Origin of the sequence: Caballeronia sp. PC1 (assembly GCF_021353155.1) — a bacterium.
Classification (GTDB): domain Bacteria; phylum Pseudomonadota; class Gammaproteobacteria; order Burkholderiales; family Burkholderiaceae; genus Caballeronia; species Caballeronia cordobensis.
On the sequence record NZ_JAJUBH010000004.1, the window covers coordinates 364,254 to 389,207 of the forward strand.

Genomic DNA, 24,954 nt, shown 5'->3' on the forward strand with positions numbered 1-24,954 from the left:
CACATCATGAGCAATCGTCTGGATTACACCAAGATTGCGCCCGCCGGCGTCAAAGCTCTTGGCGGCGTCTACGGCTACGTCATGCAGAGCGACCTGTCGCCGGTTCTCGTGGACCTCGTCTACCTGCGCGTGTCGCAGATCAACAACTGCGCCTATTGCCTCGACATGCATACGCGCGATCTCCTCCAAAAAGGCGTGAAGCTCGAAAAGCTGGCGCTCGTGCAGGCATGGAGGGAAGCGGGCCATCTGTTCGACGACCGCGAGCGTGCAGCACTCGCGTGGGCCGAATCGGTCACGCTGGTGGCGCAGACCGGTGTGCCGGACGAGGCGTACGACGCTGCCCGTGCCGTCTTCAATGAACGCGAGCTGGTCGACCTGACCATCGCCATTAGCCTGATGAACACATATAACCGTATGGCAATCAGCTTCCGGAATACGCCTCAGGCTGTGCTGGAACGGTAACCGCCACGCGTTTGCACAGCAGAAAAGCGCCTCGAATTCGGCACACCGCGCGATTTTTAAACGCAGTTTTTGATGCGGTTCTCCGCTAGCGAATTCGACGGCGCGAGCAAGTATCCTTGGAGTCATCAGCATGACGATCATCGCAGGCATCAAGATTCCCGACAGCGCGATGGCACGTGAGGCCACCGAGCTCATCCGCGACACAGAGTCAGAACTGCTTTTCCATCACTCGACTCGCGTCTTTCTTTTTGGCGCTCTGACAGGGGAGCGCAAGCAGCTGAAATACGATCCTGAACTTCTTTACATCGGTGCGATGTTCCATGACATCGGGCTCACAGCGCAATTCCGCACGTCCCAGAACCGGTTCGAGGTTGATAGCGCGAACGCCGCTCGACGCTTCCTTCGCAATCATCGCGTTCCCGAAGACGAAATCGATCTGGTATGGGACGCCATAGCGTTGCACACAACCCCCGGTATTCCGCAATTCAAAAAGCCTGTGGTTCAACTGGTGACGGCAGGCGTTGAAATGGACGTCCTCGGCTTTGCCTACGACGAATTCACCGAAGAGCAGCGCTTGCTGGTGGTCAACGCTCACCCTCGCGGAGAAGACTTCAAGGAGCGACTCATCGATGCGTTCAACGAGGGAATGAAGCATCGACCCGATTCGACCTTCGGTACGGCGAACGACGACGTCCTCGCGCTCAAGGACCCGAGTTTCCGCCGGATGAACTTCTGCAACATCATCCTTGGCAACGCTTGGAACGACTCGCACTACGCTTGCATTTGTCAAGATCCCACGCATCAACATGTGTAGTTGCCGGTCGACCATCGTCCGCGCCGTCTTAGTTGGCATCGTATGACAACCGTGGGGCGATGTGGTAGCTATCACTCGCCGACGGGAATGCCGTGTGAATCTGCTCTTGAGAAGGACTTGGATCATGAAAATCGGTAGCTTTTTAAGCACGGCTTGCGCCGTGCTTCTTATTTCCGTCTTATTGAGCGTTCGAGCGGCTGAAGTGCGCGCCGCTGACCGGACCCCTGCGCCGGACCTTCCAGTCCCCGAAGCGGCCGGCAGGCTTTCGGACGTCGCAATCCCCGACAGCAAGTTGACACGCGACGCAGCGCGGTACATCCACGATTCCGAGGGAGACTTTCTTTTCCAGCATTCAACACGGGTCTATTACTGGGCTGCCTTAGCAGCGCGACGAAGCGGCATACCTTTCGACCCGCAGCTCCTGTACGTCGCGGCCATGTTTCATGATTTCGGCTTGACGGAGGGGTATTCCCAGAGCCATATGCGATACGAAGTCGACGGTGCCAACGCCGCGCGGGAATTCCTGCGAAGCCACGGAATTTCAGAAGCCCTCATCGAGCAAGTTTGGCTTGCCATTGCGCTTCATACAACGAACGGTATCCCGGCGCAGGTATCGCCGCTGGCCGCACTCGTTGCTCAGGGAGCCAACATGGACCTAGTGGGCGCCGGCTACGACGGTTTCAGCTCCGACCAGCAGGACGCCGTCGAGACGGCCTATCCTCACCCGCCTGGCTTCGCTGAAGCATTCATGCGTGCTCTCTATGACAGCCTTAAGCATCGACCCGAGACCACCCAGGGAACCGGTTTGGCGGATGTAATGGCCTATGAAGATCCTCACTTCGTCCGTCGAGACTTCAGCGCTCTCATGCGCAACTCCCCGTGGGCCACAAGAAGATGATCGTCGAACTCGCGGTTGCGGTAGTCGGCCGCACAAAGAAAGCCGGACAGGTGTCGGATGTCTGAAGCATACCGGCCGTTGATGCGTCAATTGCCGCGTATCGTTGACTGTCTAACAACTGGCCGGACCCGGAACGGACTGGTCGCCCAACTTCCCTAGGCGACCCCGAGCTGCCCTTCAAGCTAGCACCATAGGAACGGCCGCTATTGATAGTCAAACAGCCAATGGCAGCACTCAACGTGCCGTCGACGATCGGCCTGCCATAGCTCCCGGACGGCGCTGATTAGGTGGTAATAAGGTGGTTTCCGGCGGAGCGCGTAATCTGCACATCGGCTTTTTTTGAACGTGTAATTGAAGCCGATCACACCCGCCACGGCGACTGCCACGAGTTGCGTAATGCGCTGAGGTGAATCAGACGGTCAATCGTAAGCGCCCAGGGAAGGCATCTAGACGGCCTGTAGTCGCGACGCCCATCAGATTGCCAAACTGACTCGATGTGATAGCGTGTCGGTGTACCCGAATTTTTCTTTCGGATCGTTCGATTCCTGTGAGTTATCCATGCCTCTTTCCGTTGCCCAAGCTAACCACGTTGCGAAGGTTTTCCCGGAGTGCCGCGCCGAGATGACCGATTTCCTCGAGGCAGGCGCGGAAGTGGTGATCTACAAGCAGGATGAATGCGGCAGCGATGTCCTGCCCTACGCAATCGCCGTTGCGGGTACCGCTTTTTGGATTGATTGCTGCGAGACACCGGGGAGGCGACAGCGCTGGCTTCCTCCCTTGGCCTTAGAGTCGTTGCCGCACTCCGGTAGCTCCTTGTCTGCGCGCCTGGTTTCGCTACTAATGCTTAACCAATGGTGGGCGCCCAACGATGCGGAAGTAATTGCGAGATGTCGTTGGCGCGATGAGTAGGCAATCGCGTAAGTACGTCTTTTAGGTAGACGTAGGGATCATGCGCGTTGAGCTGCGCCGAGCGGATCAGGCTCATGATTGCAGCACCACGCTGCCCCGCTCGCAGTGACCCTGCGAACAACCAGTTGGACCTGCCGATGGCCCACGGACGGATCTGATTTTCGACCCAATTATGCCGACTCCCCGATTATGCCGCGTCATGCATGCACGTGGTGGCGGGTGTGTCCTTTCATGATCGCTGTGTCGGCATAAATCTATGATTTCTCAGGCTGGCTATCGCGCTGGCCAGGAGAAATCAGATGAATGCGACACGCACAGTCAGCGAATCCGGCGGGCTGCCGGCCCATCACATCGATGCATTTCTTGATCGTCTACGGACGGCTCACTACTCCGAGGTATCGCTTCGCAAGAAACGAAGAGTCCTGTGTGCGTTCTCTGGGTGGATGAAGCACAGGAACATCGACCTGATTGACCTCGATGAGTCTGTCACGGCCCGTTTTATGAAGCGCATGATCGACGCATCACGAGACCGCGTCCAGCGTGCTCGTCCCACATTGCGGCAGTTTCTCGCCTATCTGCGCGCGGAAGCCATTGTGTGTTCGCCGACATTAGGCAGCCAGTCCGCGATCGCGCACACTTATCGCCGATACCTGGGCTATCTGAGGCAGGATCGTGGACTCGCGAAGAACTCTCTGCTCGTCTACGGCCCGTTCATTCGCGACTTTCTCGACAGTCACTCGGCCGGCGACGGAAGTTTATTGCCAGATGCATTTGACGCGGTAACGATCCGGAATCATCTTCTTGCCCGCAGCAAAGGCCGATCGGCGGAATACACGCGGCTGATGGCAGTTGCGCTTCGCTCGTTCTGCCATTTCCTCTTTCTGCGTGGCGATACGGCCCGAGACCTGGCTGGGTCAGTGCCCTCGGTTCGTAAGTGGCGACAGTCGACTGTGCCGACGTTCCTCACGCCTGAGCAGCAAGAAGCTCTCATTGCATCTGCAGACCGGTCGACTCCGACTGGGCTCCGTGACTATGCAATCCTGCTGTTGTTGGCGAGGCTCGGCTTACGTGCCGGAGAAATCATCGAAATCAAGCTCGACGACATTCACTGGCGTTCGGGGGAACTCGTCGTTCATGGCAAGGGGCAGATGGTCGAGCACGTGCCGCTCTCATCGGAGGTTGGAGAAGCAATCGCAACATATCTCCGCGATGGTCGCGGAGCGAGTGCATCGCGTCGCGTCTTCCTTCGCAGATTGGCGCCTCGAGTTGGTTTGGCGGGCCCGGCGGCGATTGGCAAGATTGTTTGTCAGGCCTTCGCACGTGTTGGTTTCCGCCCCGCGTGCAGGGGCGCTGCACATCTGTTCCGTCACGGTCTGGCGACGACGATGATTCGCCACGGAGCCTCGATGGCAGAAATCGCCGAGGTCTTGCGGCACCGCTCACCCGACAGTACCGCGATCTACGCAAAGGTCGCGTTTGAGGACCTGCGCGGTGTCGCGCGTTCGTGGCCCACGGCGGGAGGTGCAATATGACTGCGATCCACGAGTCTCTCGCCCAGTACGTGGCAGTCCGCCGTGCTCTCGGGGCGTCATTCTATGAGCCTGCGTTGGCACTCAGTCATTTCGTTGATCTGCTGGAACGCGAAGGCGCCGAGTTCATTACAACCGATCTGGCTCTGCGCTGGGCGACGACGCCCGAACTCGTCGAACGCGCTACGTGGGGGCGGCGCCTCTCTCAAGTGAGAGGATTTGCCAGATGGATGAACGTGATTGACAGTCGAAACCAGATTCCTCCAGCAGGACTCCTGAGTGCCCGCAGACGGCGCAACGCCCCGCATATTTACACTGAGCAGGAAATTGATCGGCTTATGACCCGCGCCTCTCAACTGCGATCCCGAACTGGCATGCGAGCACTGACCTATTCGACGCTCATAGGGCTTCTTGTAGCGTCGGGCCTCAGGCCAGGCGAGGCGCTCCGGCTCGACCGGTCCGACGTTGACCTCGTCAGCGGGATACTCTCCATCCGGGAATCGAAGTTCGGCAAATCCCGCTTTGTTCCAGTAGCAGAGTCTTCCCGGGTGGCGCTCGAACACTATGCCCGGAAACGCGATCAACTCTGTCCTGTACGATTGAGCGAAGCGTTCCTGGTTAGTGAGCACGGCAAGCGACTGAAGGCAGGCACTGCACGAAGCATGTTCGTCAGAATGTCGCGCGCTGTTGGTCTGCGATCGGCGAAAGAGGGCGGGCGCGATGGTTACGGCCCGCGCCTCCAGGACTTCCGGCATAGCTTCGCGACTGGAAGACTGGTCGAATGGTATCGCGCCGGTCTGGACGTAAGTCGGGAATTGCCGAAACTTGCCGCCTACCTCGGGCATGTCAACATCGGCCTCACATACTGGTATATCGAATCGGTTCCTGAGTTGCTTGTACTCGCGGCAGCCTATCGCGACAAGGACTGTCCGGGAGAACGGACGTGAGCGCCGCCAGTCTCCCAGCCCTCGTTCAGCGTTTCTTCACCCAGCGCCTGCTCGAGCAGCAAGGTCTGAGTTCGCATACGGTGGCAAGTTACCGTGACACGTTCAGGCTGTTGCTGGCGTTCGCCACGAAGCATATAGGGCGCGCGCCGCCAAAGCTGCGAATCGAGGACTTCGACGTGTCGTTGATCGAGGAATTCCTGCAGCACCTCGAACACGGCAGAGGCAATTCGGTGCGCACACGCAACACGCGGCTTGCCGCCGTGCATGCCTTCTTCCGCTTCGTCGCGGTCAGCGAGCCTGCGTTGTTTCTGCAGTGTCAGCGCATTCTTGCAATCCCATCCAAACGCTGCGAGCACGGCCCGGTTGAGTTTCTGACCGAGAGCGAGGCCGCCGCTCTGGTAGGGGCGCCTGACGTACGAAACTGGATCGGCAACCGCGACCGAACGCTGCTTCTTGTAGCGGTTCAAACGGGTCTGCGCAATAGCGAATTGACCGCACTCCGGCGCCAGGATGTGGCGCTCGGCACAGGCGCCCACGTTCGTTGCCTCGGCAAAGGCAGAAAGCTGAGATGCACTCCGCTGCGACCGGATGTAGTTGCAGTGCTGAAACAGTGGCTGCTGTATCAACCAGGCGAACCAGGCGATCCGGTCTTCCCCAGTTCGCGCGGCGGTCATCTCAGTGCCGATGCTCTTCAGCAACTCGTGTCGCGCAACGCCGAAATCGCGCGCCTCTCGTGCCCCTCGCTGAAGAAGAAATCAATAACGCCTCATACGCTTCGGCACACGGCCGCGATGAGCCTGATGCATCACGGCGTCGACCTGACCGTGATCGCACTCTGGCTCGGGCACGAGTCCTCCGAGACTACTCAGATCTATTTGCACGCCGACATGCAGCTCAAGGAACGCGCGCTCGCGCACGCGACGGCGAATGGTGTTGCACCGACACGCTACAAACCTCCAGATCCGTTGCTCGCCTTCCTGGAGGCCCTCTGATAATGCCGACAACCGGAGCGACCGGGAACAGAGACCCGCCAACCGTTGTGTCCGTGGATGCATGACGCGGCATAATCGGGGAGTCGGCATAATTGGGTTCATGCCGCTAGCGGCATGAACCCAATTGTTGTCTATGGGTACGCGCCCGTCTTCGAGATAACGCGTCAGCGCTTGCCAACGCTTCAGGCTGTAGTCCAACGCCTTGGCAATGGCGGAGCCATCGGAAACGAGCTTGCGTTGAGTAACGAGCCATTCGTAAAGCGCATCGCTTACTGGCTTGGCACGGCTCTGCCGAAGCCGGTGGCGGGTATCGACATCCAGATTTGCGGCATCGCGCTCGATGTCATAGAGCTCAGTGAAGAATGGTAATGCCTTTTCAGCGAGCTGGCTGCTGTGATTGGCATGCAGTTCGAAGAACTTGCGTCTCGCGTGCGCTGTGCAGCCGATCTCGGTGACGCCCTGAAGGAACAAGGCCTTGTAACCACCGTAGTCATCACACACCAGCTTGCCATGCCAGCCTTCTAGGAATGTGCGGGCATGCTCGCCGGCTCGGCTGCCGGCGAAGTCGTACACCACCGCGCGAAGGTTACTGAACTGCGTAGGCGTATACGCCCACAGATAAGCCCGATGTGTCTTCCCCTTGCCGGGGCTGAGCATCTGTACCGGCGTTTCGTCGGCGTGCAACACGCCTTGCTCCAAGATCTCTCGTCGAAGGGCGTCGACCAGTGGCTGCAACTGCGCGCCACATGCGCCCACCCACGCTCCCAGCGTGGACCTTGGTATCGCCAAGCCCGCCCGAGCAAAGATCTGCTCCTGACGGTACAGCGGCAAGTGATCTGCGAATTTGTTGACGAGTACCGATGCTAGAAGTCCGGTGGTTGGGATGCCTTTGTCGATGACGTGCGCGGGCACGGGTGCCTGGATTAGCGTCTCACAGTGGCGACATACCCATTTACCGCGAATGTGTCGCTCCACCGTGAACACGCCCGGCGCGTAATCTAACTTCTCGCTGATGTCTTCGCCGATACGAACACGTTCGCATCCGCATTGGCACACCGTGTCGTCGGGTTCATGACGGATGTCGACACGCCGCAACTGCGGCGGCAAGGGTGCGCGCTTTGGCTGCTCGTGTCGGCGCTTCCGTGCAGGCTCGAGCTCTTCGAGCTCTATCTCGATGGCAGCCAGGTCGCCATCAATCGCCTCGTCAAGCAGGCTCATTTGCTCGTTGTTGAGCTGCTCGCTGCGACGGCCAAACTGCTGGCGCCTGAGCACGGAGATCTCGTGAGCCAGTTGGTCGATGCGGGTTTGCCGGTAATGCAGCTCCCGCTCCAACGCATCGACTTCTCTGCGTTTCTCCGTCACCTCCAGATCCTTGGCGTGGACCTCGGCGAGCAGTTGCGCTGCGAGGGCACGCAACTGCTCTGGACTGAGGTCGTCGAGGTCGGCCGGCGGGTTCATGCAGACAGTCTGCCAGAACCCCGCACACGCGAGAAGCACAACTGTATACGTCGTCGCCGACACATCAGATTATGCGTATCACGCCACTTTGGCCGATGCGCTGCCACGGCAGCCCGAGCACCAAGGCCGCCAGTTGCTTATGCGTGAGTACCTGCTGCTTGGGTTCGCTGCCAGCGTGAGGCCAGGCGAATTGCCCCTCGTTCAGTCGGCGCGCAGCCAACCAGATGCCGATGCCGTCGTGGACGAGAACCTTCAGTCGGTTGGCGCGGCGGTTGGTGAACAGATAGGCGTGGTGCGGATGCGCGGCGCCGAACACCTTCACCACGCGCCCCAACGCCGTGTCGAAGCCAGCCCGCATGTCCAGCGGATCGACTGCTAGCCAGATCTCGTCGACACGAATCACCGCAGCCACTCGCGCAGCCATGTCGCGCATTGCGCGGCTTCGGAGACCGGCCAGCTCACGGTTATCGACTGATTACCCCGGCGAACTTCGACACGGATCTCCGGCGAGGCTACCTCCTTTGCGCCCATGGCTACAGGAACGAATGCTGGTAGTAGTGTCGATTGAGCTTCTACCGGGCGTTCAGACAACCGCTTCGGAAGTCTGCCTTCTGCCTGATCAAGCCAGCGGCGCAATAGATTCGCGTTGAGCCGATGTTCCAGCGCGACGGCCGACACCGACACGCCGGTGCCCTGGCAAGCGGCGGCAACGCGCGCCTTGAATTCTTCGGTGTAGCGGCGACGACGGCGACGCGTCGGCAACGCCTCTTCTTCGATAGTGTTCACGTGTCCGCTTATTCGCTTTGGTGGACACGATACTCCCAAGCGCTTCAACTACGATCAAGGTGAGTTGCCCGGCCGCTTACAGTTGAGGATAACGAGGAAGTAGCCGCCGGACTCTCGGCCGTATTGGAGGTTTTTGGCTGGCAATCTCGGCACGAGCTTACAGGCGATGCAGCGCTAGGTGTATTGGACGAAGGCGAAACGTTCGACCTTATCTTGTCGGACATCCAGATGCCCGGCATCAACAACGGAATTGACGTCGCGGAAAAAGTCCGGCGCAGGTGGCCGACGCAAGCCATTGCGCTCATGACCGGCTACGCAGACGAGTTCGAGCGAGCGAAGAACGCTGGCGTGACGATTCTGTCCAAGCCATTCAATATTGACGACCTTCACGCACTATTGCATAGCGTGGGTCCCGCAGCCAGATAGTAAAGACGCCGTCCTGCAAGACGAATCTCGCGCAGGACAAAGAAGCCTTTCTCTTAGAACGTTTGCGTCTTCAACCACAATCCGTTCTGCTCTTCATCGCCGTGCGGACCCGACGTTTCATGTCTTCGGGGAAGGGCGCTGCCTGAACCGTTCGAGTCGCTCGACGTGGGCTCCACAAGCTCGACGGAAGGCGTATAAGCGGTGGTGCCAGCGCACTCAGAGAGTCGGGCACTCGTTCGGCGCTGCATAACGCTCACTCGATGGTGAACGGCCGCTATTGACTTAAGACTCTTCGCGATGACTAGAAACTTTAGCAGCGCTATCTCGCGTTCTTGCTCGGCGCCCCAGGTCACGCATCCGCCCTTTTCGTCGCGCCTCGACTTTGAGAGGCCGCGGTCACCTTCTTCGGCTTTGTAGCCGGCGATTCCTTGTCGGCCTTTGCGTCCACGCGCCCGTCGTCCTTCGCCACCTTACGCGCCGCCGTTCTCGGCTTGCTAGCGGGCGTGTTCGCAGCGGCGAGTTGCGCGGCTGGCACCACGGTTTCGACGAGGAGTTGTGACGAGGCCAAGTGCCAGTAATGTTCGTCGCGACCTTCAGGACGACCGTCTGCTTCCCACAAATAATACGCCCGTTCTCGGATGCTTTCTTCCGTCGTAGTCGATTGCATAGTCATTCAAAGTCTATGAACTAAGAGGCGAAGCCGCGAGCCGGGCGACAACGAACTTGGCGCCGACGTTTCGAGGCATGTGCAAGCTTATTGGACGGCGCCCGGAATCGCAAGGAACACGCGACGAGAAGGTCCTCCGCATTGATTTCGCAGGTCGACGGATTCTCCAACAAAATCTTCCTGCAGCGTCTCGACAGACTACGCAACCGTGGCAGTCACGCTTGTGCGCCTGGCTTTAATGAGATGGTCAGCCTGACCGAAATGGCCCGATCGGCTTACGCTGATCGGGCCATTTCCTTTTTGGGAGGCCACCATGGCGAACGCTACGCTGCTCGGCATCGATCTCGGCAAGCACTGCTTTTTCCTTCACGCGCAAGACGCACGTGGCGCGCAGGTATGGCGCAAGAAGATGACGCGCAAACAGCTCTATGCGTGCTTAGCTAACTGTCCTGTGGCCGTGATAGCGATGGAATCTTGCGCGGGCGCGCACTGGCTGGCACGCAAATGTCAGTCATACGGGCATCAGGTTCGGTTGATCGCGCCGCAGTTCATCAAGCCATTCGTCAAAGGCAACAAGACGGATTTTGCCGATGCTGAGGCAATCTGCGAGGCCGCCTCTCGCCCCGCCATGCGCTTTGTCGCAGTCAAGACAGCCGAGCAGCAGACGCTGCTCGCATTTCATCGAGTGCGTGAGGCGCTTGTCGGTGAACGCACCGCGACCGGCAATCAGATTCACGCTTTCTTGCTCGAGTTCGGCATCAGTCTGCCAGTAGGCACGCTGGCCATTACGCGTTTGCCTGTCTTGCTTGACGATCCCGCAAATGCACTGCCTCCCGCGATAGTCACCTTGTTGCTGCGCTTGCATCGGCGTTACGCACAGTTAAGCCAGGAGATCCTCGAGCTTGAGACTCACATCAAGCAACAGACGATCGAAGACGAAGCGGGCCAGCGCCTGCTCACGATTCCGGGCATCGGCCCGATCACTGCCAGCAGCTTGCTGGCAATGGCCGGCGACGCGCGCGCGTTCAAATGTGGCCGTGACTTCGCCGCTTCCCTGGGGCTGGTCCCGCGCCAGCATTCGACCGGAGGTCGAGCGACCCTCCTGGGTATTTCCAAGCGCGGCAACAAGCAACTGCGTTGTTTGCTCGTGCAAGGCGCGCGAGCCGTGATGCGCTATGCCGAGCGGCGAACCGATGCGCTCGGTTGCTGGCTGCAGGCGTTGCTGCGACGTCGTCACAGCAACGTCGTTGCCTGCGCGCTTGCCAACAAAATGGCCAGAATCGTTTGGGCGATTCTGGCCAAGGGAGGCACATACCGGGCGCAACGGGCTATCGCCTGAAGTGCCTTTCCGCCTGCTTTTGCGACCGCTGACCTGCGATGAAGATAAACGGCTCACGGCCCGACTGACAACCTGACAAACAATCCAGTCCCGCAGACTGAGGCTTTTTTGAGGACAGTCGGGCGCGGCTTCTCATCGAGGGCCGGGCGCTCTGATCCGCGCCCATTTCGAGCCCGGATACATTTGCGCAAGCCCTTTTATCTTAGGTCACAGTTCGAGGTTGCAAAGTGACGGCTGACCATACATTTTGCTTGATGCGCATGCCGCGTTATTCGAGAAAGGATGGAGGCAGCAACCACGCCGAATTGTAGGGTGTTCGACCACTGCATATGCGACACCTGATGCGCTCGAACACAACCTCGCAAGTGACTACGGTTGAGAGCGCTCCTCAATTTCTATGCGAGACTGCCATGGGACGCAGGCGTAGTGCACGCATCGCGAAGCCGCGCCAAGCGCCAACTCACAGTTCCGGGCACTGGAGGTCGGCCCGCACGATTTCCGTGCCACGCTGTACCGCTGCTTCTTTTGCTTCAACTTGCGATGCGAACGGTCCGAGTTCCTCAGCGCCATCGAATGGATACAGCAAGCGCGCATCCGTCAATCGAACAACTTTGAGCGTTCCAACGAACCTTCCGCATGACGGCCGGTAGGACGCATAGACCGCGTAGTCGTCTTCGTCCATGCCCGCCTTCGGCACGACGGCGAGCCCATTCGGGAAAAGCACAAGTTTCGCTCGCCGTGTGCGATTTGGCATAGTATGAGTAATGAGGAATGTTAGATATCGGTTTGCAGAGCAAATCGCGCGCCAAATGCTGCGAGCCGCCGGAGCCATAAAGAGCGGGGGTCGCGTGAGAACCAAAGTTGCCCGGGTGTACCGCGGGCATTCTGTTGCGCCTTGAGCGTCTATCCTTCACGCGTTGGAGTAACGATGATTATTCACTGCGCTGCCAGCGAGAAACTTTTTTACATGGACGAAACGCCGCCTCGGAAAGAATGCCCGATATGCGGGTCGAGTAAGGCGAACTATCTTTCGACGACCGTCGTGTTTGGAGCCGATGCACCTGAGGAGGGCGCCACGGCGCCCCTTGGGCACCACCCCAAGGTCCACGCCGCAGCGTCAATTCAAGAGCCGCGGAAATTGCCGAGGATGAACTCGCGTTAGTCAAATTCGTCGGCATCACCGTGGGATTTCAGAGGCGGGCGAACTTCAACGGAAGCCGCGCTCCGCTCACCCCTTCAACGGTATGTTGGGGACTCGCCGTGATTCCCGTCGGCCTTCAGCACTTCCGCGAGGTCCTCTAAGGATGGCGGCTTGACAAGGTGGCAATCGAAGACCGCCTCGGAGTCAGGTGAGTCATCGGCGATGTAGCCGGTTAGTGCACCAGGCGCGTAGACCGACATTGCGCGCGCTGTCTTAGCTGTCGGGCAAGCTCATAGCCGTCCATGCCCGGCATGTGGATGTCAATCAACGCGACATCTGGTACGAACGTTTCGACAAGCGACAAGGCGGCTTCGCCATTGCATGCGCGCTTCACCTCGTGGCCGTCTAATGCCAGCAGCATCGACAGCGCCTCCATCGCATCGGCGCTGTCGTCGACCAGCAGTATTCGAGCTGGTGGAATCCCGTGGGTCGTGATACCCGTGTGTTCAACGGCGCAGTTGCGGACAATAGGCAGCCGCAATAGAACTTCGGTCCCTTTTCCTCGACCTTCGCTCAAAATCGACACTTCGCCTTGATGGGCTTGAACGAGATACTTCACGACGGACAAGCCTAGACCGAGCCCCCCTTCGGCCACCATGCGCGCACACTTTGACTGCGAAAACAGGTCAAAGACGCGCGGCAGCAAGTCATGCGAGATTCCCATCCCGTTGTCGCGCACGGTGATAACAACCTCGCGAGGCGTTGAGTCATGCTCCGGAATTGTATTAGGGTCCGGCGCATCGACCGCCAATGTGATTTCTCCGCCGGGCGGTGTGCATTTGACTGCGTTCCCGAGAACATTAGAAATGACCTGAGTCAGTCGCGCAGCATCAGCGAATATCGTGAGCGGATATGCTGGCAGATTGACATGGAGCTGATGATGTCGCCGCTCGGCCTCCTCGCTCGTGGCGCCGACTGCGTCTTTGACGATGTCGCCAAGCAAGCAGTGAGTGGGATGCACCGAGAGCTTGCCGTGCCGCCCCTTGGCAGCGTCCAGCAAGTCGCCGACTATGCGCTTCAGTTGCCGCACCTGCCGGTTGGCAAGGGCCAATGCTGAAAGTACCGCCGGACTTCCCGTGGCGAGCTTCTGCGCGGCTTCTAGAGCGCTGTCAATCGGGCCTAGCGGGCCGCGCAGTTCATGACCGAGCGTGGCAATGAAGTTATCTTTTGCCTCCTCAGCTTCGGAGAGTGCCTTCCGCGCTTTCTCGGCCTCCTTAGCACGCGCCTCTGCATCTGACTTGGCTTCGGCCATGGTCAGCGCGGCACTCGTGAAGGTCGCTAAGCTGGTAAGAATGCGACGATGTTCGCTATCAAAGCGATGGTCGTCGTGGGACATCACCCATAGCGCGCCCAACGCCTCGGGGTTGCCGGAAATCGGCACAACCAGTTCTTCGGTCACTTGCTGGGCAACGTCGGCCAAACAGGGGAACCTCTGCGTCGGAAAAGAGAAAAGCTGTGGTGCGTTCGATGCGATTGCGACGCCCGCCGGGCTGTCGTCGATGGGAATGATGTGAGTCACCAAGCGCGCACAACGCCCTGCGACCGCCACCCACCGATAGCATGGCTCACCGGCCTCGGCTTCACGCAAACTGATGCCCGCGCTACCAGCACCGCACAATGCGAGCGCGGTGTCGACCAATTTCTGAAGCATTGCCGAATCCGACGCAGAGAATGCTCGCGCCAACGCATGAAGCGCCTCGTTTTCCGCTGCGTAGTCTGGCAAGCGGCCCGCGCGCGCGTCCAGCTCAGCAGTGACAACGGTCCCGGACCGCTTAGCAGCGGTTGCCGGAGGCCTCTTGGACGACGCGGACATGTTTGCGGCTCCAAATGTGCGCGCGCAGAAACGAGGGACTGTCACCAGTATAGGTTCGAAGTGGCGCAAACGACGTTCAAAGGCCGGCCATGCGCCGGCCCCGAGTCGAGCTACCTCAATCCGTTTTCATCCTACCCGGACTTCGATTTTGCGCGGTTTCGCCTCTTCGCGACGAGGAATACTTAGCTTTAGTACGCCATCCCTCAAAACTGCATCAATTCTCGATGTATCGAAGTCGTCGCTTACTGTGAAGCTTCTTGAGAAGAAAGGCGCGCGCAACTCAGCATGTGACAGCCGAAGATTCGGTGGCACCGCCACAACGGACTCCGCCTCGATGGTTAACCGTCCATCGTGGGTCTTGATTTCCAGCTTCTCCTTCGAGACCCCGGGAACGTCCGCCCACAGCGTAACCCCATGCGCGTCTTCGAAGATGTCGACGGTTGGCGTGAGCGTAGCGCGACGACGGGCTTCGTCCGATTGTGCGCGCGTCACTGCGTCTTCATCGCGCTGGGCGACTTGCGTGTTTTCGTTCATGACGTCCTCTCCTTACTGAACGACGATGGCTCGAGGCTTGGACGCTTCGCGTTTGCCTACTGAAATCAGTAGGCAACCATCGACATAGCGCGCCTGCACCCGGTCAGGGTCGGCCTGTTGCGGCAATTCAACGATTCGCCGGAACGGCCCCTCGAAGCGCTCTTGCGCATACTGTCGAGTGCCTTCCGACATCTGCTGCGGTCGGGTCGCCCGCTCCCCGGAAATCGAAAGCAGCCCTTTATCGATGGAAATATCGAGCTTTGCTGGGTCCACCCCGGGAGCGAATGCAACGATTTCTATCGAGTCGTCGGTCGTGCCGATGTTGATATGAGGAAACGTGCCGAGTTGGCTGGACCGCAGGCTCAAAGGGAATCCGCCGAACGTGCTAGACAATTGACGGTGCAGGCGGTCCAGTTCGCTGAAAAGGTCAGTACCGAAGTAGAAGTCACTCATGGTCGCTTTCTCCTCGAGCGGCAAGGAAACGGACCGGCACGCGCTTCAGTCCGATTGTCCTTTGCCGCGGACAAACAAGGTTGAAACACGCAGAGCTCGCAGTCATAGAAAACTGCGAACACCTGCCTGAGCGAAGTCGGAAATATGTTCTTCGAGACGGGTTTCAAGGGGCTGATTGCGAAATTTCACGTCGACATGCTCGGCATAATCGTTGCGAAGCAATGGGAGAACTCACCGGACGAACGACATGCACTCCGTCCTGCTCGTCGACGACGACGTTGAATCCCTTTCTGCCCTTCAATTCGTGTTTGAGGTCCACGGGTATCGGGTGGCCGTGGCGGAGAACGGCAACGCCGCGCTTGCTCAGTTAGCGAAACACTTACCGGATTTGGTCGTCACGGATATGGACATGCCTCAGCTTGATGGCATCGAACTCTGCAGACGACTCCGTTGTCATCCGATGCTCGCTGGTGTACCCATCATTCTCATCTCAGGCGGATGTCCGCCGGCCGACACGCCGATAGGTTGGGACGCGTTCTTGTCGAAGCCCGTGGATTTTTACCAACGGCGGTTTCAAACCGAAGTGCAACGGGGGTTAATGTTTAGCTCTTTGAGGTTGGCTCGCTGAGGCAAGCGTCGCAGCGAAGACCTCGAATGGCGAATGGAACGAGTGGGTTGCGCGTGGCCGACTGTTCAGACTGTCGGCGATGGCATCGAGCTCGTCCTGAGTGTAGACCGAGAGGTCGGTCCCCTTAGGCAAATATTGACGGAGCAATCCGTTGGTGTTTTCGCAGGTCCCGCGCTGCCAGGGGCTATGTGGGTCGCAGAAGTACACGCGCACGCCAGTGGCTGCTGTGAGTTCTTGATGCCGCGACATTTCTTTTCCCTGGCCGTAGGTAAAAGTTTGTCGCAGCGGTGCTGCAATCGAGTTGAGTTTGGCAGAGAAGCCCGCCAGCGCTGAGGCGGCGGTGGCGTCTTCCATCTTGGCGAGCAGCACCAGACGGCTGGTCCGTTCGACCAAGACGCCGACAGACGATTGATTTCCGGCGCCCTTGATAAAGTCTCCTTCCCAATGACCAGGCAGCAGGCGGTCCTCAATTTCGGGGGGGCGCACGTGAATACTCACCATGTCGGGAATCTGCCCGCGCCGGTCGGTGCCGCGCGTGCGGGACATACGGGTGCTATGGCCGTGGCGCAGGCAGGCAATCAACTGGCGGCGCAATTCGCCGCGCGGCTGAGCGTATATAGCCGTGTAGATGGTCTCGTGCGAAACGTGCTGGGTCGGGTCGGTCGGATACATGCGCTTCAGTGTGCCCGATATCTGCTGGGGTGACCATTTCCATTCGAGCAGGGTGAGCACGACCCGCCAGCAAACGCTTTGTAGGCAAAGCTTCGCGGGGCGGCGGCCCGCGCTACGGCGGGCGGCGCTGAGCGCTTCAGCCGCCACCGATGCATAGCCAGCAGGAGAACCATTTCGCTTCAGTTCACGGCTTACGGTGGCTGGCGAGCGGCCGAGTATCCGGGCCATGGCCCGGATACTCGAACCCTGCAAATGCAGGCTGGCAATGGTCAGGCGCTCTTCGGGTTGAAGCTGTTGATACTGAGTTCTTTCGTGCATCGCAACACCTTATACGAAACGGGTGTTGCACTTCAGATTTGATAGCGCCAACTCATTGAAGCCACCGAACAGCTTCCGACGGTCCGCCTTAACGCGGCAGGCATGTCGCCACCGGCACCATCGAAGTGAGGTCTAGCAGTCGGCGGATGCGGCCTCCGGTGAACGAGGCGCGCCCTTCTGGGAAAATCTCGTAGAAGCGGCTCAAGCGCCGCGTTTCCTCATATATTTGAGAACTAGGCGCTGCCGGGCGGCCAAGTAGAAAGGAGCACTCTTACTTAAATACCGCGCCTATCAGGTAGTCAACTACTTGACGCTTGCTTTCGAATCGACAAAAAATGAGCGCGTAGCGAAAGAGAAGGACCGAGAGCGAGGACTCTTTGTTTCAGCAGCAGACAACAACGACCAGCGCGCGCTTCTTAATTTCGGATGCTCGCTTCGGTATCCTAACATCTTTCCCCTGCAATAGATGGTCGTCGCGGCGCAGTCATCAGAAACATCTAAATGCCAGGATAGGAGCAGTGATGTCAACCGGTACAGTGAAGTGGTTCAATGACGCTAAGGGTTATGGGTTTATCTCGCCGGATGACGGTGGCGATGACCTTTTTGTGCACTTCTCCGAGATTAGAATCGAGGGATTTAAGACGTTAGCAGAGAATCAGAAGGTCAGTTTCGACGTGAAGCAGGGGGCGAAGGGTAAGCAGGCGGGGAACATTCATCCCCTGTAACCCCAACGTTGTCCGTTCGCTGCCGTTTGACGCCTGGTATCGAAATCCGGCCGCACCCTAACCTATCACGGTTCCGGGCCTCAAGGCCGTCAAAAGTGGGCACGTGCTCGAGCCCCCTTTCATGCCTGCGCCATGTGCACCACCGGGCCGAGCCATTGAGCCCATCGCCGCCAGCATTGCCCTAGCCTTGCCGTCCGTACGCAAAGCGCCGACGACGGTTTCCAATGCCCTCGCAGCGTTTAGGCGCGCTCGACTCGGAGACGCCTGGACGCTTCTAATGCGTTGACGCTCATACGCGAACATGCGACACGGTCGTAGAACGATGTGATTAGGTCACCCTAACTGCATTTACTCTCGAACTCATAAACGCTTCGCGCCTCGGCTGCTGGCCACCTCAACTTTTGTCCAGCGTTTCGCTTTTGTCTAGGCGCGCTACCGCACATTTCCGCGAATTTTCGGTGCAGTGCTTGTCTAGCATTTGGGTAGGTTGACGCCGTTCTGCATACGTTTTCACCGGGAGCCGCACGATGCCTCTCGCGAATCTATATGTAAGAAGTAACGTCTTGAAAGCACGAATCATGAACCGCACCGTATTTTGTGGAGGCTCCAACTCTTGAGACAATGGAGCCATGAACAAGAAGGTAACGAAATTTTCCCCAGAAGTTCGCGAGCGTGCGGTACGTCTGGTGCGCGAGCAGCGTAGCGAACATCCGTCAATGTGGGCAGCGATCGAATCGATTGCACCAATGATCGGCTGCACGCCGCAGACGCTGCACGATTGGGTCAAGCGCGATCAGATTGATGCCGGAGAGCGCGAGGGTGTAACTACAGGAGAGCGCGAGCGCCTCAAGGCCCTCGAGCGCGAGGTCAAGGAACTGCGCCGTGCCAACGAGATTCTCAAGCTCGCGAGCGCGTTTTTCGCCCAGGCGGAGCTCGACCGCCGTTTGAAATCCTAAAGGCCTTCGTCGACCAGCATCGCGATACCTTTGGGGTCGAGCCAATCTGCAAGGTCCTGCAGATTGCCCCGTCGGGTTACCGACGCCATGCGGCGCAGCTCCGAGATCCGTCCAGGCGCTGCGCCCGCGCGAAACGCGACGATACTCTGCAACCGGAGATCCGGCGTGTCTGGCAGGCCAACATGCAGGTCTACGGCGTGCCGAAGGTCTGGAAGCAGATGAACCGGGAAGGTATTTCGGTGGCGCGCTGCACGGTCGCGCGGCTGATGAAGCTGCTGCAGGGTTTGCGAGGCGCTGTACGCGGCAAGCGGCTTCGCACGACGATCCCCGATACGAGCGCGCCTCGCCCGCTGGACCGAGTCAACCGGCAGTTCAAGGCAGACCGGCCGAATCAGCTGTGGGTTTCGGATTTCACATATGGTACGCCCAGCCAGCGTAGCCCGCCCGTATGGGGGTGAAGCTGCTTGAGCATGTTTGGAATGCAATACCCCGGAGGAGTTGACGTTGCAGTACCGGGGCATGCCCTTTCTCTGCTGCGAGAGGAAGTGAGCCGAAGCGGCGGTGACTTGCCGACACTGGCAAGGTGACGTAGTCCGTGGGAAACGGGGCTTGCGGCGAAGCGGTTACGCCAAGATGAGCCTCCAGGCTGAGCATGGGACGGTTGAGGAACACGAACCTGTTAAACCGCATCTGAGGGTTGAAATGTCACCCCTGCCCACACCGCTTTACGGGCAGGACGCGAACTGTCGCCGGTCACACGTATGGCCCGGCGGCACGATGCTGACCGGACAGGTAAGCTGATCAGCAAGGGTCCACGGGGAGCGCGCAGCTAGACCGTGGTGTTCGCGACGACTTGCGGCAAGCAAGGATAAAGACTGCGACAGGCAGCCTCGCCCATGCGTTGAGTCCAGCATGTGAACTGGGGAAGGCTTGCACAGATGTTAAGGAAGTGTGCCCCCGATGATGTGCGAGCTGGCGGAGCCTCCGTAGTAGTCCGAGACCGGGAAAGCCGGTCACATGGCGAAGGGAGGCAGTTGAAGTGGTTTGCTTGGTTGATTAACTGACCACAGTGAGGTGAAGACCTTTGATAATCAGTGAAATGCAAAGCAAACTGGCGACATGGTCGACGGAGAACAAAGAGCGCAAGTTCGATCGACTCCTGAGACTGATTGCCGATAGGGATTGGCTGAGTGCAGCGGCTCGCATTACGCTGGCATCCAGCGGGGCTCGCACGCCGGGCGTGGACGGAGTCGACAGACGCATGTTGGAAGCAAATCTCCAGCATGAACTGGCAACGATACGCGAAGAGCTATTGGCGGGCTCGTATAGTCCGCTGCCTGCACGACGCGTGTACATACCCCGTGGGAGAAGTACCGGGGTTTCGCCGAGCGGTTAGTCAAGCAACTGTCGGGCAACTATGGCATGAACCGGATGGACCTGATGGAAAGCCTGAACCGGCAAATCGCTGGCTGGGCCGCCTTCTATCAATACACCGATTACACGGCCACCATGTTCAGCAAACTTGACCGGACCGTGTTCTGGAAGTTCGGATATTGGCTCGCGCGCAGGTATCGGCGCGGGTTCAGGTCGCTGATGCGCGATCATGTGCGGGCGCCAGAACCGGGACAGGCCAAGACATGGCTGCTTCATGGCCAGAATAGTCGGGGTTGGTACGGGGCGGTGGCGCTTCGGCGTCTTGTTACCAGCCGGAAGGGCCAATTCAGGTGGCGTAGCCCGTCGGAAAATCCGTACATCATGCACGACGAGACACGCAGCACCATCGAGTCGCGCTATGCCGATGTCGCCTTTGCTATGAGCAACGCTTGAATGGAGAGCCGGATGCGCCGAGAGGTGCAAGTCCGGTTCGGGGAGGAGAGGCAGGGAAATAGCTCGACTACGCCCTGTCTCTTACTCCACTCTCGACATGGCAGGGCTGGCTGTATGTGGCGTTTGTCATCGATGTATTCGCCCGCCGCATCGTCGGCTGGCGGGTCAGTTCCTCGATGACTACGGACTTCGTTCTTGACGCGCTTGAACAGGCGCTGTACGCACGCCAACCAGGCGAGGACGGGACCCTTATACATCACTCCGATAGGGGGTCCCAATATGTCAGCATTCGGTACAGCGAACGGTTAGCCGAAGCGGCTATCGAGCCGTCCGTCGGCAGCCGTGGCGACAGCTACGATAACGCGCTGGCTGAAACGATCAACGGCCTGTACAAGACAGAGCTGATTCATCGGCGCGCCCCGTGGAAGACACGCGAATCTGTCGAACTCGCAACTCTGGAATGGGTCGCGTGGTACAACAACTGTCGGCTGATGGAACCACTCGGCTATATCCCTCCCGCTGAGGCTGAGGCACACTACTACAGGCAACTCCGAAGTGCCGCTGACATGCCCGCATTAACTTAACCCAACCGGCCTCCACGATTCCCGGTGCGGTTCATCAAGGCGGAAGGAGAATGCGCTGACGCGCAACTGCAGAACGATATCATCCGGCTAGCCGATATCGCAGAGTACGAACTCGGCTTCGAGACCGTTCTGCACGGAAAGCTTGCCGTCGTTCGCTCTCGTGCGAAGCGGCACCACCCCTTGATGGCACTAGCGCTGTTTGACAGCGCGCTTACCGAATTCACCAGCAACGTTCACGCGCCTGATAGTCGCCTATCCGATGTGCGGCCTTCACCGCCGGAACGCCAGCGGCGCTTGGCGCGCTGACCGGGCTCGGCCTAAGCGGCACGCGTTCTCATATCGTGGGCACCACTCGACTCGTCGTCAGTTTTAGGCTGCCTGCACGTAGAAGTACCTTCCCAACTACCGGAAGCACGTGACGAACGACTGGTCGGCGAGGTCTTCGAGCCGAATCGCCTCTTGCTCGGCGAGCGGGAGGTCGTCGTGTAGCGTTCGCATCTGGGGCTCCAGCCAATTCGCTGTAGGCTGATGTGAGCGGCGCCTCAGTCGGGCGGTCAATGCCGAGGTCGATGCCACAGAATTCAAGAGCGTCAAGCTGGCCGGCTGTGCTTACTTCCAAAGAGCACCTATTCGAGGTCTAGCGAGTTCCGGCGAACCGATGCGTGGTAAGCGGTCGAAGCCGCCGGCGGCTTAGTTCTCTGTGCCCGCACTACGGGCAAGTGGTGTTTCGAACCATCCATAGCTTCTCATCATGTCAGAATTGGATGGCTGAATATGCACGCAAGAATCCTCAGAAGTGTCCATTCCTAAGGTGCGGTTTGGAAGAATGCGACATCGTCGACTGCGACGAGGGCTTCGCCATGCCTATCATTGTTGTGAAGGAAGACCCCCAAGGATTGGATGCCCGCGTTCTTCGAGATGAATTTAGTGCAACGCTCGCGACGCTTACAGGGTGTTCAGAACAATTGCGCTACACCGTCGACGATTTCCTGTCGCCGCGAGGTTGTTTCCTGCTCGCGAGGGCACCGCGCGGCGAGGCTCTCGGCTTCGGAGCGTTCCGACGACATGCGTATGGCGTCGCCGAAATCTGCGAATTCTACGTACGCCCAAACGCGCTCGGAGTAGGGCTAAGCATCTTACAAGGACTTGAAACGCGGGCGATGGTTGCTGGCTACAGACAGTTAATCCTCGAGACGCGCGCCGCCAATCGTCGCGCCGTGCGTTTCTGCGAGCGGCATGGATTCAGAGAGGTCAACACCGTCTCGTCCCTGTCAAGCCGCCCGAGAGATGCGCGCTGCTTCCTCAAGCAGGTCGCATGACGGGCTTCGCAATGTTTGATGTCCATTCGCTACCTCGGAACCTAACCTCGCCGCTTCTGCGCAGGAAGCCTGGATGTCGCCGTGTGCTCCTACTCATCGCGTGAACCGCGCATTGCTGAATGCCCCCCAAGGCCGTGGCTCGGATGCTCATCGATGATTGGTCCGCGAAATGCGACATTGGCACGCAGGTTGCGTCAGTGCGTTCAGGCAGCACCGCCCTTCTTGTGCGAACTGTCTCAATGGGCCGGGAGGACAAAATGACGCGTAAAGCAGAGCAATCCCTACGCTACGCGGTGGAAAAATGGCTTGGCTTCAGGCCACCGAAGTCCGCAAGAGTCACCGCGTATGGACGTTCGGTATCGGGCGAAGGTCGCTACGTGTGTGTTGAGACCGTGCACGACGATGAGCACCTTGCCCTCTTCTTGGCATGGGGACGGCTGCTGGAGAGTGTTCCCTCCGCCTCAGACAATGCCTGCAATGACCGTCGAGCGGTTGGCCGCTTGATATCGCTGCTCCGCATTGGTGTCCCAATGAATTGCTTGCATTAGCAGGCTGGCAGAAGGTCAAGGGGGTTGACTATTCAGTCGGCGTCATGAGCCTGGCAGGCGACGCTCTATGATTTTCTTCTCACGAAAGCGACATCCGTATGCTCGTCGACTGCCATGCGGGCCACCAAAGCCTCAAGCACCTGACGAATCTTCCGACGCGGCTCTCCATCAGAGCAGCCAGGGATAATGAACTTTCCCTCGCCATCTTGGTATAACTGTATTCCCTCAACGTCGAACTCGCCGCCACGAAACAGGTCTCGATATTCTTTCACAAACTGGTCGACAAGAGGCCGAGGGCGTGTGAAAACGCATTCATCGCCTACACTGAATCAACGCATTGAGACTGGCTGACTCATGAAGCGATTCGTTGAAGGCGATGACCGCAAGCAGGTCGCACTACTCCCCGAATGCGTAGATGACTACATCGGGCAGGACAATCCTGGACTTGCCCCCGCATAACCGGACACCCGGTCACGCTTAGGTTGGAGAAACTGCTTGCCGACGAAACTCACGAGGCGAGCGGTATTTCAGGGCGCTGTGCGGGTGTGACTCGTTATAGTGGTCGAACGCGATGGCCAGGTTTTGCAACGCCGTCCTGGCGTCGGGTTTCGGCATCCACGAAACGTAATCACGCTTCATCGTTTTAACGAAGCTCTCGGCCATCCCGTTATCGTAAGTCAGCAACTGCTTGTCGTGATGACGGTCGCGCGACTGTAACGGTCGAGATCACCCATCCGTTTCATCCCCTGCGCGGTACCCGGATCCAACTGGCTACTCGCCGTCAGAACTGGGGAGAGGATCGTGTGATGTTCTATGACGAACATGGCCGGCTAGTATCGATACTGGCCTCATGGACTGATGTGGACGAACCGGACGCGTTCGCTCAGACCGCAGCGGGACGCTCCGAGTTTCGTGTCGAGGACCTCCGAAGGCTGCGCGCGCTGATCGACGACCTAAAGCCGGAGGTCCTCGGTCGTGTCAAATAAATTATGCCGGCAGTGTAAGGTAAATAACGCCGCGTCGTTGTTCAGACGCTTGGCGACGGTGGCGCGCAGGGCAGACCGAAAGCGCAAGTTAAAAGGCCAAGTCTCGCGCGGGACTGCAGAATTTTCAGGCCGGCGATGCTTTCGGCCGCTTCGATCACCGCGTAGCCTAATTTCTCCACGTTCGTAATCAACATGCGACTATCGGCGGCAGCACGGGCTTTCGATCAAGATTGCGCGCATCTTCAATACATATGGGCCGCGCATGCACCCGTCGGATGAGGGCGTGATCTCGAACTTCATGATGCAGGCGCTATCGTGCGAGCCGATCACGGTCTATGGCGAAGGCGCGCAGACGCGTTCGTTCTGCTACGTCGACGATATGGTCGATGGTCATCCGCCTCATGAAGACGCCCGACGAACTGACCGGCCCGGCGAATCTCGGCAATCCGCACGAGCTTTCGATGCTCGATATCGCGCGGCGAATCATCGAACTGACGGCGTCGTCATCGGAGATCGCGTTCAAGCCTCTGCCGATGGATGATCCGTGGCACCGACAGCCGGATATCGCGCTCGCACGCAAGGCGCTCGGCTGGTCGCCGACGACCTCGCTCGACGACGGCTTACGGCGCACGGCGCAGCATTTCCGCGGGGTGATCGAGGCCGTGCCGGTGCGCAACGCTCAGTGCCGTCAAGCAGTGGTGTAAGCGCCCGGCCCTCAATCGAAATGTGTCATGGTCCGCGACAAAGTGCGCACGCATGGTGATCGCGGCATATCGATTGCTTTGATGGGCAGCGATACCCTCAAGAGTGCTGAAGGAGCAGGCGATGCAAAACGAACCATCTGATCCCGTTAAGCGCGCGGACAAGCGCCGCAAAGCGCTTGGCGTAGGTGATGTTAAGGAAAAGGGTGACGGCACCATCGAACGGCGTGAGCACGGCAACATCGACCCGACTCTTGTGCCCAAGGGAAAGGATCATCCCGAGGAAGGATCTTACGCCCCCGAACACGATCATATCGATCCCGACCTCGAGCCCGCGAGCCGCAGCGGCAGACCTGGAAAGTCTGACAACGAAGCCTAGGATCACCACAGCGCGCCCGCCATTGCAGCAAACCGCCCGAGGCACCGATGAAAGCACTCATCCGGCATGGGAAGACGATAATC

The 24,954-nt window shown here is 58.9% G+C and carries 22 protein-coding genes, 7 pseudogenes and 1 other annotated feature; of the genes and pseudogenes, 18 read left to right on the plus strand and 11 right to left on the minus strand.

The features are described 5' to 3' along the window. Positions 1-6: 6 nt before the first annotated feature. The 3 genes from LY284_RS34940 to LY284_RS34950 all read left to right on the plus strand — a co-directional run bounded on the left by LY284_RS34940 (position 7) and on the right by LY284_RS34950 (position 2,174). The gene (locus LY284_RS34940; RefSeq protein ID WP_233391643.1) at positions 7-462 is read left to right on the plus strand and encodes a carboxymuconolactone decarboxylase family protein; all 456 of its coding nucleotides are present in this window, start codon (positions 7-9) and stop codon (positions 460-462) included. Between the two features lie 130 nt (positions 463-592). Further along, entirely contained in the window at positions 593-1,276 is a 684-nt protein-coding gene (locus LY284_RS34945; RefSeq protein WP_233391645.1) for an HD domain-containing protein, read from the plus strand. A gap of 124 nt (positions 1,277-1,400) precedes the next feature. Further along, positions 1,401-2,174 (plus strand): HD domain-containing protein, encoded by a 774-nt coding sequence (locus LY284_RS34950; RefSeq protein ID WP_233391647.1) that lies wholly within the window; start codon positions 1,401-1,403, stop codon positions 2,172-2,174. 844 nt (positions 2,175-3,018) lie between these two features. On the opposite strand, the pseudogene LY284_RS34955 reads toward LY284_RS34950, so the two are convergent. Beyond that, positions 3,019-3,258 (minus strand): annotated as a pseudogene (locus LY284_RS34955) (transposase domain-containing protein); the annotation flags it as partial. Between the two features lie 124 nt (positions 3,259-3,382). Here LY284_RS34955 and LY284_RS34960 point away from each other — a divergent pair. The 3 genes from LY284_RS34960 to LY284_RS34970 are packed head-to-tail and all read left to right on the plus strand — an operon-like array spanning position 3,383 to position 6,551. Continuing rightward, positions 3,383-4,615 carry a site-specific integrase gene (locus tag LY284_RS34960; protein ID WP_233391650.1) on the plus strand — a complete coding sequence of 411 codons (1,233 nt, stop codon included), beginning with the start codon at positions 3,383-3,385 and terminating at the stop codon, positions 4,613-4,615. Beyond that, positions 4,612-5,559, plus strand: coding sequence for a tyrosine-type recombinase/integrase (locus LY284_RS34965; protein WP_233391652.1), 948 nt, complete (start codon positions 4,612-4,614; stop codon positions 5,557-5,559). The genes LY284_RS34960 and LY284_RS34965 overlap by 4 nt, the downstream gene beginning before the upstream one ends. Beyond that, complete coding sequence (locus LY284_RS34970; protein WP_233391654.1) at positions 5,556-6,551, plus strand: tyrosine-type recombinase/integrase; 996 nt, start codon at positions 5,556-5,558, stop codon at positions 6,549-6,551. The genes LY284_RS34965 and LY284_RS34970 overlap by 4 nt, the downstream gene beginning before the upstream one ends. Before the next feature lie 117 nt (positions 6,552-6,668). On the opposite strand, the pseudogene LY284_RS34975 reads toward LY284_RS34970, so the two are convergent. The 3 genes and pseudogenes from LY284_RS34975 to LY284_RS34985 form a co-directional block, all read right to left on the minus strand. Beyond that, a pseudogene (locus LY284_RS34975) lies at positions 6,669-8,009 on the minus strand (IS66 family transposase); the annotation flags it as partial. Between the two features lie 64 nt (positions 8,010-8,073). Beyond that, complete coding sequence (gene tnpB, locus LY284_RS34980) at positions 8,074-8,442, minus strand: IS66 family insertion sequence element accessory protein TnpB (protein WP_233391656.1); 369 nt, start codon at positions 8,440-8,442, stop codon at positions 8,074-8,076. Then, on the minus strand, positions 8,409-8,795 hold the full coding sequence (locus LY284_RS34985; protein WP_233391658.1) for a transposase: 387 nt from the start codon (positions 8,793-8,795) through the stop codon (positions 8,409-8,411). Before LY284_RS34985 ends, tnpB begins: the two co-directional genes overlap by 34 nt. Before the next feature lie 75 nt (positions 8,796-8,870). On the opposite strand from LY284_RS34985, the pseudogene LY284_RS34990 reads away from it, so the two are divergent. After that, positions 8,871-9,221: pseudogene (locus LY284_RS34990) on the plus strand (response regulator); the annotation flags it as partial. Positions 9,222-9,570: 349 nt separating this feature from the next. Here the strand turns inward: LY284_RS34990 and LY284_RS34995 are convergent. After that, positions 9,571-9,894 (minus strand): DUF2934 domain-containing protein, encoded by a 324-nt coding sequence (locus LY284_RS34995; RefSeq protein ID WP_233391660.1) that lies wholly within the window; start codon positions 9,892-9,894, stop codon positions 9,571-9,573. A 307-nt stretch (positions 9,895-10,201) separates the two neighbouring features. On the opposite strand from LY284_RS34995, the gene LY284_RS35000 reads away from it, so the two are divergent. Further along, positions 10,202-11,227, plus strand: a complete 1,026-nt coding sequence (locus LY284_RS35000) for an IS110 family transposase (RefSeq protein WP_233391662.1) — start codon at positions 10,202-10,204, stop codon at positions 11,225-11,227. Positions 11,228-11,687: 460 nt separating this feature from the next. Here LY284_RS35000 and LY284_RS35005 read toward each other — a convergent pair whose 3' ends face one another. The 4 genes from LY284_RS35005 to LY284_RS35020 all read right to left on the minus strand — a co-directional run bounded on the left by LY284_RS35005 (position 11,688) and on the right by LY284_RS35020 (position 15,228). Then, a complete protein-coding gene (locus tag LY284_RS35005; RefSeq protein ID WP_233391665.1) occupies positions 11,688-11,909 on the minus strand; it encodes a DUF6723 family protein in 222 nt (73 codons plus the stop codon). Positions 11,910-12,600: 691 nt separating this feature from the next. Beyond that, on the minus strand, positions 12,601-14,079 hold the full coding sequence (locus LY284_RS35010; RefSeq protein ID WP_233391667.1) for an ATP-binding protein: 1,479 nt from the start codon (positions 14,077-14,079) through the stop codon (positions 12,601-12,603). Between the two features lie 288 nt (positions 14,080-14,367). Continuing rightward, positions 14,368-14,775 carry an Hsp20/alpha crystallin family protein gene (locus tag LY284_RS35015; RefSeq protein WP_233391669.1) on the minus strand — a complete coding sequence of 136 codons (408 nt, stop codon included), beginning with the start codon at positions 14,773-14,775 and terminating at the stop codon, positions 14,368-14,370. A gap of 12 nt (positions 14,776-14,787) precedes the next feature. Next, on the minus strand, positions 14,788-15,228 hold the full coding sequence (locus LY284_RS35020; RefSeq protein WP_233391672.1) for an Hsp20/alpha crystallin family protein: 441 nt from the start codon (positions 15,226-15,228) through the stop codon (positions 14,788-14,790). 247 nt (positions 15,229-15,475) lie between these two features. Here LY284_RS35020 and LY284_RS35025 point away from each other — a divergent pair, with 247 nt between their 5' ends. After that, the gene (locus tag LY284_RS35025) at positions 15,476-15,856 is read left to right on the plus strand and encodes a PleD family two-component system response regulator (protein ID WP_233391674.1); all 381 of its coding nucleotides are present in this window, start codon (positions 15,476-15,478) and stop codon (positions 15,854-15,856) included. On the opposite strand, the gene LY284_RS35030 is transcribed toward LY284_RS35025, so the two are convergent. Continuing rightward, entirely contained in the window at positions 15,824-16,846 is a 1,023-nt protein-coding gene (locus LY284_RS35030; protein WP_233391676.1) for an IS30 family transposase, read from the minus strand. The genes LY284_RS35025 and LY284_RS35030 overlap by 33 nt on opposite strands. 521 nt (positions 16,847-17,367) lie before the next feature. Here LY284_RS35030 and LY284_RS35035 point away from each other — a divergent pair. From LY284_RS35035 to LY284_RS35060, 6 genes and pseudogenes are all read left to right on the plus strand, one after another. After that, entirely contained in the window at positions 17,368-17,571 is a 204-nt protein-coding gene (locus LY284_RS35035) for a cold-shock protein (RefSeq protein WP_233391686.1), read from the plus strand. Between the two features lie 629 nt (positions 17,572-18,200). Further along, a pseudogene (locus LY284_RS35040) lies at positions 18,201-18,946 on the plus strand (IS3 family transposase); the annotation flags it as partial. Next, positions 18,482-18,598 (plus strand) — a sequence feature (AL1L pseudoknot). (Overlaps the previous pseudogene by 117 nt.) Before the next feature lie 1,003 nt (positions 18,947-19,949). After that, positions 19,950-20,354, plus strand: coding sequence for a group II intron maturase-specific domain-containing protein (locus LY284_RS35045; RefSeq protein ID WP_233391688.1), 405 nt, complete (start codon positions 19,950-19,952; stop codon positions 20,352-20,354). A gap of 83 nt (positions 20,355-20,437) precedes the next feature. After that, positions 20,438-20,938: pseudogene (locus LY284_RS35050) on the plus strand (IS3 family transposase); the annotation flags it as partial. Positions 20,939-20,962: 24 nt separating this feature from the next. Beyond that, positions 20,963-21,244 (plus strand): hypothetical protein, encoded by a 282-nt coding sequence (locus tag LY284_RS35055; protein WP_233391690.1) that lies wholly within the window; start codon positions 20,963-20,965, stop codon positions 21,242-21,244. A 554-nt stretch (positions 21,245-21,798) separates the two neighbouring features. Next, positions 21,799-22,257, plus strand: a complete 459-nt coding sequence (locus LY284_RS35060) for a GNAT family N-acetyltransferase (protein ID WP_233391692.1) — start codon at positions 21,799-21,801, stop codon at positions 22,255-22,257. Between the two features lie 1,025 nt (positions 22,258-23,282). Here LY284_RS35060 and LY284_RS35065 read toward each other — a convergent pair. After that, positions 23,283-23,474: pseudogene (locus LY284_RS35065) on the minus strand (integrase core domain-containing protein); the annotation flags it as partial. A gap of 56 nt (positions 23,475-23,530) precedes the next feature. Here LY284_RS35065 and LY284_RS35070 point away from each other — a divergent pair. The 3 genes and pseudogenes from LY284_RS35070 (at position 23,531) to LY284_RS35080 (ending at position 24,871) form a co-directional block, all read left to right on the plus strand. Then, on the plus strand, positions 23,531-23,791 hold the full coding sequence (locus LY284_RS35070; RefSeq protein ID WP_144404197.1) for a DUF5372 family protein: 261 nt from the start codon (positions 23,531-23,533) through the stop codon (positions 23,789-23,791). Positions 23,792-23,987: 196 nt separating this feature from the next. Next, positions 23,988-24,495 (plus strand): annotated as a pseudogene (locus LY284_RS35075) (NAD-dependent epimerase/dehydratase family protein); the annotation flags it as partial. Between the two features lie 121 nt (positions 24,496-24,616). Beyond that, on the plus strand, positions 24,617-24,871 hold the full coding sequence (locus LY284_RS35080) for a hypothetical protein (protein WP_233391695.1): 255 nt from the start codon (positions 24,617-24,619) through the stop codon (positions 24,869-24,871). Positions 24,872-24,954 lie beyond the last annotated feature (83 nt).